General features: G+C 72.3%; 9 protein-coding genes. 4 read left to right on the forward strand and 5 right to left on the reverse strand.

What is annotated here, in order from left to right:
• Positions 1-35: 35 nt before the first annotated feature.
• The gene (locus ACFWBT_RS37475; RefSeq protein ID WP_385707642.1) at positions 36-1,634 is read right to left on the reverse strand and encodes a glycerol-3-phosphate dehydrogenase/oxidase; all 1,599 of its coding nucleotides are present in this window, start codon (positions 1,632-1,634) and stop codon (positions 36-38) included.
• A complete protein-coding gene (locus ACFWBT_RS37480) occupies positions 1,631-2,230 on the reverse strand; it encodes a TetR/AcrR family transcriptional regulator (protein ID WP_385707644.1) in 600 nt (199 codons plus the stop codon). Before ACFWBT_RS37480 ends, ACFWBT_RS37475 begins: the two co-directional genes overlap by 4 nt.
• Positions 2,231-2,304: 74 nt before the next feature.
• On the opposite strand from ACFWBT_RS37480, the gene ACFWBT_RS37485 reads away from it, so the two are divergent.
• Together ACFWBT_RS37485 and ACFWBT_RS37490 are read left to right on the forward strand one after the other, a co-directional pair.
• A complete protein-coding gene (locus ACFWBT_RS37485) occupies positions 2,305-3,894 on the forward strand; it encodes an FAD-binding oxidoreductase (RefSeq protein ID WP_385707656.1) in 1,590 nt (529 codons plus the stop codon).
• 135 nt (positions 3,895-4,029) lie between these two features.
• Positions 4,030-4,911, forward strand: coding sequence for a YegS/Rv2252/BmrU family lipid kinase (locus ACFWBT_RS37490; RefSeq protein ID WP_385707646.1), 882 nt, complete (start codon positions 4,030-4,032; stop codon positions 4,909-4,911).
• Between the two features lie 18 nt (positions 4,912-4,929).
• Here ACFWBT_RS37490 and ACFWBT_RS37495 read toward each other — a convergent pair whose 3' ends face one another.
• Both ACFWBT_RS37495 and ACFWBT_RS37500 read right to left on the reverse strand, forming a co-directional pair.
• Positions 4,930-5,883 carry an Ig-like domain-containing protein gene (locus ACFWBT_RS37495; protein WP_385707648.1) on the reverse strand — a complete coding sequence of 318 codons (954 nt, stop codon included), beginning with the start codon at positions 5,881-5,883 and terminating at the stop codon, positions 4,930-4,932.
• Positions 5,884-6,138: 255 nt separating this feature from the next.
• Positions 6,139-7,590 (reverse strand): MFS transporter, encoded by a 1,452-nt coding sequence (locus ACFWBT_RS37500; protein WP_385707649.1) that lies wholly within the window; start codon positions 7,588-7,590, stop codon positions 6,139-6,141.
• A 318-nt stretch (positions 7,591-7,908) separates the two neighbouring features.
• Here ACFWBT_RS37500 and ACFWBT_RS37505 point away from each other — a divergent pair, with 318 nt between their 5' ends.
• Both ACFWBT_RS37505 and ACFWBT_RS37510 read left to right on the forward strand, forming a co-directional pair.
• Entirely contained in the window at positions 7,909-9,849 is a 1,941-nt protein-coding gene (locus ACFWBT_RS37505) for an NAD-binding lipoprotein (RefSeq protein WP_385707651.1), read from the forward strand.
• Between the two features lie 64 nt (positions 9,850-9,913).
• Entirely contained in the window at positions 9,914-10,702 is a 789-nt protein-coding gene (locus tag ACFWBT_RS37510) for an SAM-dependent methyltransferase (RefSeq protein WP_385707653.1), read from the forward strand.
• 169 nt (positions 10,703-10,871) lie between these two features.
• On the opposite strand, the gene ACFWBT_RS37515 is transcribed toward ACFWBT_RS37510, so the two are convergent.
• Positions 10,872-11,225 (reverse strand): fic family toxin-antitoxin system, toxin component (locus ACFWBT_RS37515; protein ID WP_385707655.1); only part of this gene is annotated, 354 nt, incomplete at its 5' end.

The following is an 11,225-nucleotide window of genomic DNA, read 5'->3' on the forward strand; positions in this document are numbered from 1 at the left end:
GGGCCGTCGCGTGCGGGGCTGCCCGTGGCGACGCGTCAGGCAGGCTGGGCGGCGGCCGCGTCGAGCGCTTCCCGGGCGGCGGCCACAGCCGCTTCCCGGTCCTGCGGCACCAGGCCGATGCGGGTACGCCGGTCCAGGAGGTCGGCTTCGTCCAGGGCGCCCTCGTGCAGCACGGCCCACAGCAGGGCGGCGCGGGTGACGGGGTGGCCGGGCACCACGGGCTCGTTCCAGTGGGGGTCGCGGGCGCCGAGCGCGTGAACGGCGGGGGCCTCGGTGCCGTAACGGCGGATCAGGTGGCCGGGAGCGGCCAGCGAGCCGAGCCGGTGCGGGGCGGCGGCTCCGACCAGCGGCAGGGAGGCGGTGGTCGAGGGACCGGCGCGGAGGCTGCGGGCCTCGACCGCCGCGTCCACGGCGTCCTGCGCCATGCGCCGATAGGTGGTGAGCTTGCCGCCGACCACGGTGATCACGCCTTCGCCGGAGGTGAGGACGGCGTGCCGGCGCGAGATGTCGGAGGTGCGGGCGGCCTCTCCCGACCGCGTCGGCGCCGCGTCCAGCAGGGGGCGCAGCCCCGCGAAGGCCCCGACGACGTCATGGCGCCTCACCGGAGCGTCCAGGGCGGAGCCGAGGACATCCAGCAGGAACCCGATGTCCGACTCGGGCACCTCCGGCACGTCCGGTATGTCACCGTCGACCGGCTCGTCGGTCAGGCCGACGTACACGCGGCCGTCGTCCTGGGGCAGGACGAGCACGAACCGATTGGTCTCGCCCGGGATCGGGATGTGCAGGCCGGTGGGCAGATGGCCGAACAGGTCGCCGCGCAGGACCAGATGGGTTCCGCGCGAGGGCCGGATGCGGATGCCGTCGACCAGGTCGCCCGCCCATACGCCGGACGCGTTGATCACCGCACGGGCCCTGATCTCGCCCTGCTCTCCGGTGAGTTCGTCGCGCACACGGGCACCGGTCCCACCGACCTCCAGGGCCCTGACCCGGGTGAGGATCTTCGCGCCGTGGGCCGCGGCGCTGCGGGCGAGCGCGGTGACGAGCCGGGCGTCGTCGGTCACCCTGCCGTCCCAGGACAGCAGGCCTCCGCGCAGGCCGCCGGGGCGCACGGACGGCGCCAGGTGACGGGCCTCCACGGCGGAGAGGCGGCGCGGCGCGGGCAGGGTGGCGCGGGAGGTGCGGGCCGCGAGGCGCAGGGTGTCGCCGGCCCGGAATCCGGTCCAGGCCAGCGAGGCCTGTCCGCGCGACACCAAGGGCGTCAGGGGCAGCACGAAAGGCTGGGCGCGTACCAGGTGAGGAGCCGTGCGGCCCATCAGGACACCGCGCTCGACCGCGCTCTCGTGGGCGACGTCGAGTTGCCCGGACGCCAGGTAGCGCAGTCCGCCGTGGATGAGCTTGGAACTCCAGCGCGAAGTACCGAAGGCGAGGTCGTGGGCGTCGACGGCGACGACGCTGAGACCGCGCGCGGCGGCGTCCAGGGCGACCCCGGAGCCGGTGGCGCCCAGTCCGACGACCAGGACGTCCACCACGTCGCCGCCCACGGCCTCGGTCAGTTCGCGTCGGCGGCGGGCGGCGGAGAGCGACGATCCGGAGCGCGGGGCGGCGGGTCCGGACGGACTGCTTGTGGGGCTCATGGCGTGAGGGTCCTCTCCAGAAGGGTGCGCAGCTCGTCGAGGAAGGCGGTGCTGGTCAGTTCGGGGTCGTCCTCGTCGGTCATGGTCCGCAGCGACAGGGTGAAGGACTGGACCACGAGCAGCACGGCACGGGCCTGGCGTCTCGTGGGGGCCTTGCGCACCGATCCGTCGGCGTGGCCCTCCGTCAGAGCGTCGGCCAGCAGGCCCAGCAGGGCTTCCTGGCTGGCTCCGCGGCGGTCCAGTACATAGGGCAGCAGAAGCTCGGGGTCGACGTCGATGATCTTGCGGAAGAGCGGGTGGGCCCGGAAGGCCTCGACCCCGGTGACCAGCCCGTCCACGATCAGGGCGCGCGTCTCCCGGTCCGGCTGCCGCTGCGGCATGGCCCGGGTCGCCACGTCGACCCACTCACGGGTCATCAGATCACCGACCAGCGAGCGCACATCGGGCCAGCGGCGGTAGAGCGTCATCCGCGAGACGCCGGCGCGGCGGGCCACGTCGGTCAGGGTCGTGCGCCGGACTCCGACCGCCAGCACGCAGTCGCGCACGGCGTCGAGGACGGGATCACTGTCCGAGTGGTTGTGACGAATAGGCGTCATGTGTAACAGTGTAACGCCCTGTGCGGCCGTGCGGGAGACGGCGCGTCACGAACCGACCGATGAGGACAACGTTCATGGACATGCTGTGGAGTGGCTGGGGCGACCCCGCCAAGGCGGCACCCCTGCCCGACTCGGTGACCGGACTGCTGCGGGACCTGCTCGGCGTCAAACCGCGGGACAACGACACACACGCTCTTGAGGAGATCTCCGTCCCCGAGCCGCCGCCCGCCCCCGCCCTGCGGGCGCTGGCCGACGCCGTCGGCGGAGAGGCCCATGTGCACACCGACGCGGAGAGCCGGATCCGGCACACCCGCGGAAAGTCCACGCCCGACCTGCTGAAGATCCGCGCGGGCGACGCCGGGGACGCCCCCGCCGCCGTCGTCCTGCCCGCCACCCACGACGAGGTGCTCGCCGTGCTGCGCGCCTGCGCCGCGCACGGCCTCGCCGTCGTCCCCTTCGGTGGCGGTACCTCCGTCGTCGGCGGCCTCGCCCCCGAGCGGAGCGCCTTCGTCGCCCTCGACCTGCGCCGTATGAACGGGCTGATCGGCATCGACCCCGTCTCCCGCACCGCCACGCTCGAGCCGGGCCTGCGCGCCCCCGACGCGGAGGCGCTGCTGGCCGAACACGGCTTCACCCTCGGACACTTCCCCCAGTCCTACGAGTGGGCCACCATCGGCGGATTCGCCGCAGCCCGCTCCAGCGGACAGGCCTCCGCGGGATACGGCCGCTTCGACGAGATGGTCCTCGGCCTCACCGTCGCCACCCCGGAAGGCACCCTGGACGTGGGCCGCGCGCCACGATCGGCGGCCGGACCCGATCTGCGGCAACTGATCCTCGGCTCCGAGGGCGCCTTCGGGGTCATCACCGCCGTCACCGTGCGGATCAGGCCACTGCCGCGGACCCGTATCTACGAAGGGTGGCGCTTCGCCTCCTTCGAGGAGGGCGCCACCGCGCTGCGCCGGCTCGCCCAGGACGGACCGCGCCCCACGGTGCTGCGGCTGTCCGACGAGACAGAGACGTTCATCGGTCTCGCCCAGCCCGATGCCATCGGCTCGGCCGAGGTACCGACGAACGCCGGATGCACCGCCATCGCCGGCTATGAGGGGACCGAGGAGGACACGGCCCACCGCCGTGAACGGGCCGCCGAGGTCCTGCGCGCCGCCGGAGGCACCTACCTCGGGGCCGAGCCCGGCGAACGCTGGGCGCACGGCCGCTATGCGGCGCCCTATCTGCGGGACTCCCTGCTCGACGCCGGGGCCTTCGCCGAGACCCTGGAGACCGCCACCTTCTGGTCGCGCGTGCCCGAGCTCTACGCCGCCGTGCGCACCGCGCTGACCGAGACGCTCTCCGCGGCGGGAACCCCGCCCCTGGTCATGTGCCACATCTCGCACGTCTACGAGAACGGTGCCTCGCTCTACTTCACCGTGGTCTCCGCCCAGGGCGAGGACGCCGTGGCCCACTGGGCACCGGCCAAGCAGGCCGCCAACGAGGCCGTCCTGAGCGCGGGAGGAACGATCAGCCACCACCACGGAGTGGGAACGGACCACCGCGACTCGTACGTCCAGGAGGCCGGGCCGCTGGGCATCGAGGCCCTGCGGGCGGTCAAGCGGCGGCTGGACCCCGACGGCCTGCTCAACCCCGGGATCCTGCTGCCCGTGGACTGACTCCCACCACGAACGTCGTCCGGCGGCCGTGGGGCCGCCGGACCGTCATCAGGCTCCGGCTCCCCTGCCATCGCCGTTCTCAGGTTCCGCCCCTCCCCCGTCCCGTCCCACCCCTCAGCGCCCGGAGGCACACCGATGCGACAGTTCACCGCCGTCGTCAATCCCACCGCGGGTGGCTCCACCGGGGCGGCGGCGCTGCTCCAGGTCGCCCGCCTGCTTCGGGAGGCCGGAGCCGGGCTGGACACCGAGTACAGCCGCAGTCTCGCGCACGCTCAGGAACTCGCACTCCGCGCCGGGGAACAGGGCCGGGTCGTGCTCGCCGTCGGCGGTGACGGGATCGCCGGGGGCATCGGCGGTGCCCTCAGCGGGACGGACACCGTCCTCGGTCTGGTCCCGGCGGGCCGCGGCAACGACTTCGCCCGCGCACTCCGACTGCCCACCGCGGCCGAGGACCTGGCCCGCGTCCTGCTCCACAACGAGCCGCGACGCGTCGATACCATCGAGGTGGAATCGGCGGTGCACCCCCGCGGCGTGGTTCTGGGCAGCGTGTACGCGGGCGTCGACGCGCTGGCCAACCAGCACGCCAACCAGGCCCGCGTGCTCCGCGGTGCCGCCTCCTACTACGCCGGAGGGCTGCGCGCCGTCACCGGCTGGCGCCCGGCGTCGTACCGCGTCACCGTCGACGGCCAGGAGCACCGGCACCGCGGCTACACCGTCGTGGCCGCCAACTCGGCCTACTACGGCTCGGGGCGCATCATCGCCCCCGCCGCCCGCGTGGACGACGGCCTGCTGGACATCGTCATGATCAGGGAGGCCCCGCGCCGTCTGTTCTTCACCCTGATGAACGAGCTCAAGACCGGAGCCCACACCGAGCGGCCCGAGGTCGTGATCCTGCGGGGCCGGGAGATCCGCATCGAGGCGGACCGCCCCGTGCCCTACGGCGCCGACGGGGAAGTGGAGGCCACCCTCCCCGTCACCGTACGGGTGCGGCCGGGCGATCTGGCCATGCTGTTCTGACCGCCCCGGACCCGTACGTCACCCCGCGCTGGTGGCTCCGCTCGCGCTGCCCGCCAGCCACTGCTCCCAGCTCAGGTTGAACGCGGCGTAGCCGTTGTCGGGCGAGGCCTTCGCCCGCGGGGAGCCCGTGACGGTCACCGGGTCGCCCTGCTTGACCTGGCCGTAGAACCACTTGGCGTCGGAGATCGACAGGTGGACGCAGCCGTGCGAACCCCGGGCACTGCCACTGCCGGGGTTCGGGTCACCCGTCGAGTAGTGGACGTAGGTACCGGACTGGGTGAGGTGCACATCCCAGGGAAGGGTCAGGTCGTAGTAGTCGGGGGCGCCCTTGGTGCAGCTGATGCCGACACTGCACGAGGTCATGTGGACCTTCTCCTGCTTGTCGATCACCGCCATCGTGCCGTTCCACGTGGGGTACTCGGAACTCCCCGCGTTGATCGACAGCGTGCGCACCGGCTGACCGTTCTTCTGGACCTTCAGGGTGTGACCGGTGACGGACACGTCCGCCCGGACGTCGTCGCCGACGGTGAAATCGTGGGTGTAGGAACGTACGCCGTAGCGGCCGTTGCCGTTGGTGACGCCCTTCATGTCGGCGACGACCTTCACCTTCGTACCGGAAGCCCAGTACTCCTTGGGCCGCCAGTCGGCGCGCCGGTCACCGAACCAGTGCCACGCGCCCGTCGTCGGCTGGGAAGCCGTCACCTTCATGTGCTTCTCGACGCCGGCCCGGGCCTTCTCGGCCACCGGATTGGTGAAGATCACCGAGATCGGCATCGCGACGCCGACCGTGGCGCCGGTCTGCGGAGTGATCGTCTCCAGCAGCATCGGTGGACCCGCGGGTTTCGAGGGGGACGGCTTCGCGCTCGCCGACGCCTTCCCGGACGCGCCCTTCCCGTCGTCGGAACCCGCCTTCGGTGTCCCCCCACCGCAGGCGCTGGTGCCCGCCAGCACCGCGACCATGACGAGTGCCATCGATATACCGCTACGTCGCTTCACATCTACCCCGGCTCACCATCGTGCCTGCCTCACTGCTCTGTTGGACAGCATCAGGTCGTCCACGGTTGCGGGTGCCGCGTAAAGCGTGATTCAAAACCCGGCACGCGGGCTCATCCGCTGCGCGGGGCCACGAACCAGCGAGGCCCCGTCAGACGGGAGAGGCGCCGCCCGGTCGGCAGCAGGTCCATCGACCGGTACCACTCCCTTTTCACGGCGGGGTCGACGGGCGCCTCAGGAGCGAAGCCCTGGAGCTGCCTCGGTCTCCTCCGCCCTGGACTCCTGGGCGGGTGTCCCCCTGTTGGAGCGGATGAGTGGCACGAGCAGCCCGGCGCCGGCCACGGACAGGACGGCGGCCGCCCGGAGCAGTTCCTGGATCGCCGGGCCGTCGGAGGCCGCTGCGCCGGCGGATCCGCTGATCGCCTCCAGCACGGTCGCGGCCACCGTCACGGCCACCGCGCCCCACAACACCAGCGACGTCAGCACCAGTCCGGAAGCCGCCGCCAGTCGCCCGGCGGACACGTACGACTGGGTCGCCGCGTTGGTGAGTGCCCAGCCGAGCCCGATGCCGACGCCCACGACCGCGAACACGGCGGTGTAGAGCGCAAGGGAATGCGCCCAGGTCAGCGCGAACAGGGCCGCTCCGCTGATGAGCAGCCCCGCGGCCATCAGTACCTCCGCCCGCCACCGGCGCGCCAGGTGTCCGGACCAGTAGCTCGCCGCGCCGTCGCCCGCCGACAGCGCCAGGAAGACCAGTCCCGATTCCAAGGGCGACAGCCCGCGTGCCTGCTGCAGATACAGCGCCGCCAGCACTGCCGTGAGGCAGTACACGACGTTCGACACCGTTCCGGCCGCCGTCACCGTGACGAACGGCCTGTTGTGCAGCAGGGCCAGGTCGATCAATGGTTCCGCCGTACGTCGCTCGAGCACCACGAACAGCCACAGCGACACGGCGCCGACGGCGAAGCATGCCACGGTGGTCACCGAGCCCCAGCCCCAGCGCGCTCCCTGGTCGACGGCGAGCATGGCCGCGGTCAGGCCGCCGGCGAGGGTGACCGCACCCGGCAGGTCCATCCCCCGCGCGGCCCCTTCGTCCCGCGACTCCTTCACGTACCGCAGCATGAGCAGCGCCGCCAGCGCGCAGAACGGCACGTTCAGCAGGAACACCGCCCGCCAGCTGACGAGCTCGGCGAACGCCCCGCCGACGAAAGGCCCCAGCGCGGTGCCGATCGCGCTGAAGGCGAGAACCGTCCCGACGGCCCGTCCCTGACGGTCGTCGCGGAAGTGGGAGGTCACCACCGCCACGGCGACCGGGAGGATCAGCGCCGCCGTCATCCCCTGCACCACGCGTCCCGCGGTCAGCCACGCCGCGTTCTGCGCGGCGCTGCACACCACGGACATCACGGCGAAGCCCGTCAGCCCCCAGACGATGACCCGTCTTCGACCGTAGATGTCGGCTGCCCGCCCCCCGACGATCATCAGGGCCCCGAGGGTCAGCATGTAGCCGCTCACCAGCCACTGCAGGTCCGTGGTCGGTGTCCCGAAGTCGCGGGCGATCACGGGCAGCATCAGGTTCAGCGCGAACCAGTCCATCTGCACGAGCAGCATCGCGATCGAGGCGGCGGCGATGACCGCACGGTCCCGGCGCGAGAACAGCCCGGGCGTCCGGCCTGCGGGTCCGCTCACGACGACCATCCCCTGCCACGGGTTCCTTCTTCAGCCTGCGTGCGCTCGCGGGGCCCCGCAACCGAGGCTCCCGCGGTCCGCCGTGGCTGCCCGAAAGAATGAATCGACGCGTGAAAGCCGCGTGTCCTGGTGGCAAAAGCCGCACTGTGCAAGCGCGGCCCGCCGGTACCCGGGCCGGTGAGTGGGGCGGCCGGGTCCGGCTGTGCCGAGTTCGGTGTGGGGGTGGGAGTGGAGCGGGAGGGGCGGCGGCCGGGGTCGTTTCGGGGCCGGGTGCGGTACCGGTTCGACCGAACGCTGGCGCGCAGTACGGGCACGCTGATGGGCTGGCTGGTGGTCTCCTGCCTGGCTGTCGTCGTTCCGGTGAGCGCGCTGCTGGTGTGGACGGATCCCGGCTCGCCGCGGTCTCTTCCGGGGCGGCTGGCGGCGGTGTGGCGGACGAGCGCCCAGACACTGCGGCTGGGTGACGTGACCGGAACGCCCTTGCGGATGGTGCTGGCGGCGTTGCTCGGCCTGGTGGCCCTGCTCTGCGTCTCGACGCTGGTCGGTGTGATCACCGCGGGTCTGGAGAAGCGGCTGACGGAGCTGAGCCGTGGGCGGTCGACCGTGCTGGAGCACGGGCATGCCGTGGTGCTCGGCTGGTCGGACCAGGTGTTCACGGTGGTGGCCGAGTTGGTGGCCGCCCAGGCCTGGCCGCGACCGCGTGCGGTGGTCGTGCTCGCCGACCGGGACAAGACGGAGATGGAGCGGGCCCTCGCGGCTCACGTCGGTGCGGCCGGCCGCGGTCGCGTCGTCTGCCGCAGCGGGCCCGCGAGCGACCCCGCCGTGCTGGCCCTGGTCAGTCCGCGTACGGCGCGTACGGTGCTGGTGCTGCCGTCCGGCGAGGCCACGGGCGACGCCGAGGTGCTGCGCGTACTCCTGGCGCTGCGCACGGTCCTCGGGGAGGGGGAAGGAGGCCCGCCCGTGCTGGCCGCAGTGCGCGACGACCGTTTCCGGGCACCCGCCCGGCTGGCCGCCGGGCCGCGCGGCACGGTGCTGGAGTCGGACACCGTCACCGCCCGGCTGATCGCGCAGTGCGCCGGACGCCCCGGTCTGTCCCTCGTACTGCGCGATCTCCTGGACTTCGCCGGCGACGAGTTCCACCTCGCCGACGCCACCGCGTTCCAGGGACGGCCCTTCGGCGCGGCCCTGCTGGGTCATGCCACCTCGTGTGTGGTCGGGCTGCTCACGGCGGAGGGGCGTACGGTGCTCAATCCCTGCCCGCGGACCGTCATCGAGCCGGGCAGCCGCCTGATCGTCGTCACGCGCGACGACACCTCCGCGGGCGCCCAGGACTGTCGTCACCTCGTCGACGCGTCGGCCCGTGCCACCGCCGCGGCGTCCACCGGGGACGCCTCCCGACTGCTCCTGCTCGGCTGGAACCGGCGGGCGCCCCTGGTCATCGGCCAGTTGCGCGACAGCGCGCGCCCCGGTTCGGTGCTGGACGTCCTCACTGATGGAGGCGTCGCCGGGACCGAAGGGGCCGTACCCGGGACCGAAGGCTCCGTCCCCGCTCCGGCTCGGGAGTCGGAGCCCCGCGCACCGGACGACGGCCGGCTGAAGGTACGTCACCGGCCGTCCGCTCTGTCGCGGCCCGAGTCCCTCCTCGGACTCGACCTCGCCCCCTATGACGCGGTCCTCGTCCTCGGCCCCGATCCGGGCGCCGGACCCGACCGCCCCGACGACTGGACCCTGGTCACTCTGCTGAGCCTCAGGCTGCTGGAACAGCGCACCGGACACCGCGTGCGGGTGGTCACCGAGCTGACCGACGACCGCAACCGCGCACTCGCTCCGCTCGACCCCGGCTCCGACGTGATCGTCAGCGGGGAACTGACCGGCCTGCTCATGGCACAGATCGCGCAGAGCCCTCATCTGGCCGCCGTGTTCGACGAACTGTTCTCCGCGGAGGGCAGCGGCATCAGCCTGCGTCCGGCCGGACACTACGTCCGCGAGGGCACGACGGCGACGTTCGCGACCGTGGTCGCGGCGGCGCGCGACCGCGGCGAATGCGCGATCGGCTACCGCCGTCGCGACCGGTGGTCGTCCTCTCCCGACCACGGTGTCCGCCTCAACCCGCACAAGGGTGAGCGCCGCGAGTGGAGTGCGGAGGATCAAGTGGTCGTCGTGGCGACCGGATCCATCCGTCCGGACGGCAACGTCGGCCGCCCGCACGACGGTACCGACCGGTCCACGCCCAACTCCCGTACCGCGCAGATCACATGAGACGTCCGAGTAGGATGATCAAATACTCGGCCTGCCGCGTTTCCGTGGTGCGATGGGAGCAGCCATGACGATCGACCCGCAGTCGTTTCCACCGCTCGACACCAGTAGGCCGCATCCCGCGCGGGTCTATGACTGGCTGCTGGGCGGCAAGGACAACTACCCGGTCGACGAAGCGGTGGGAAAGCAGCTGCCTCCCGAGGCGAAGGACGCGGCGCGGCAGAATCGTGCGTTCATGCACCGGGCGTCCGCCTGGCTCGCGGAGCAGGGTGTCGACCAGTTCCTGGACATCGGCACCGGCATTCCCACCAAGCCCAACCTCCACCAGATCGTCCAGGACATCACGCCGACGGCGAGGGTCGTCTACACCGACAACGACCCGATCGTGCTGCGTCACGCCGAGGCGCTGCTGGTCAGCCGGTCCGAGGGAGTCACCGACTACATCCAGGCGGATGTACGGCGGCCGCGGGACATCGTCCAACACGCCCGGCACATCCTGGACTTCACCCGCCCGATAGCCCTGTCGCTGATAGCGCTGATGCATTTCGTCCCCGACGAACAGGACGCCCACGGCATCGTCCGCGATCTGGTCGAGACGCTGCCCTCGGGAAGCTATCTGGTGTTGTCGCACGCCGCCTCCGACCTCTATCCGGAACTCGCCGCACAGGTCACCGCCGAGTACGCCAAGGGCGGCATCCAACTCGGTTTCCGCACCCGTGCTGAGGTGCGGCGCTTCTTCGACGGCCTCGATCTCGTGACGCCCGGCCTGGTGACGGCGACGGAGTGGTTCACGTCGGCCGAGGCGCCGGCACCGGAAGGCAGCGGCATCTACGCGGGAGTGGCCAGGGTTCTCTGAGCCGGCTCGTCCTGGAGGGGCCTTGCGGGCCATGGCACGGCGGGCGCTGATCCGCTGATGGGACCGCCCGCCTTCGGTGGCCCCGAAGGCACGATCGTGGTCGTGGTCGTGGTCAGCTGTCGCAGCCGGTGCGGTCGCCGCCGCGGTCGAGGCGGTGAGCGCCCGCGGATCAGGTGACCGCAGGCCAGGAGCGCAGCAGCGCGGCGATCCTGGCGGCGGTGCAGGCCGGGTCGCGGAGCAGGTCGCGCAGCGCGACGGCGTCGTCCCGGGTGGGTTTCACCGGGATGCCCGAGGCCTCCAGATACATCACGCCCGTGGCCGCCGCGACGGCCATGTTGGAGCGCTCCAGCCAACGGCACCGGCCGAGGACATGCACCAGGGCGGCCGCACGGGCAAAGGCGCCGTCGTACACGGGCTGCTCCAGCAGCTGCGCCTTGTGGCAGGCGACCGCGGCCACCGGCACCCCGTAGTCGTCGGGGGCCGGGTCCCCCGCACCGGCGATCTCGGCGACCTGCAGGATCCA

Origin of the sequence: Streptomyces sp. NPDC060027 (assembly GCF_042737005.1) — a bacterium.
In the GTDB taxonomy this organism is placed as follows: domain Bacteria; phylum Actinomycetota; class Actinomycetes; order Streptomycetales; family Streptomycetaceae; genus Streptomyces.

Excerpts from the sequence above, each read along its gene's own strand:
- ACFWBT_RS37475 (WP_385707642.1), bottom strand. The coding sequence starts at position 1,634 with ATGAGCCCCACAAGCAGTCCGTCCGGACCCGCCGCCCCGCGCTCCGGA.
- ACFWBT_RS37480 (WP_385707644.1), bottom strand. The coding sequence starts at position 2,230 with ATGACGCCTATTCGTCACAACCACTCGGACAGTGATCCCGTCCTCGAC.
- ACFWBT_RS37485 (WP_385707656.1), top strand. The coding sequence starts at position 2,305 with ATGGACATGCTGTGGAGTGGCTGGGGCGACCCCGCCAAGGCGGCACCC.
- ACFWBT_RS37490 (WP_385707646.1), top strand. The coding sequence starts at position 4,030 with ATGCGACAGTTCACCGCCGTCGTCAATCCCACCGCGGGTGGCTCCACC.
- ACFWBT_RS37495 (WP_385707648.1), bottom strand. The coding sequence starts at position 5,883 with ATGGCACTCGTCATGGTCGCGGTGCTGGCGGGCACCAGCGCCTGCGGT.
- ACFWBT_RS37505 (WP_385707651.1), top strand. The coding sequence starts at position 7,909 with ATGGGCTGGCTGGTGGTCTCCTGCCTGGCTGTCGTCGTTCCGGTGAGC.
- ACFWBT_RS37510 (WP_385707653.1), top strand. The coding sequence starts at position 9,914 with ATGACGATCGACCCGCAGTCGTTTCCACCGCTCGACACCAGTAGGCCG.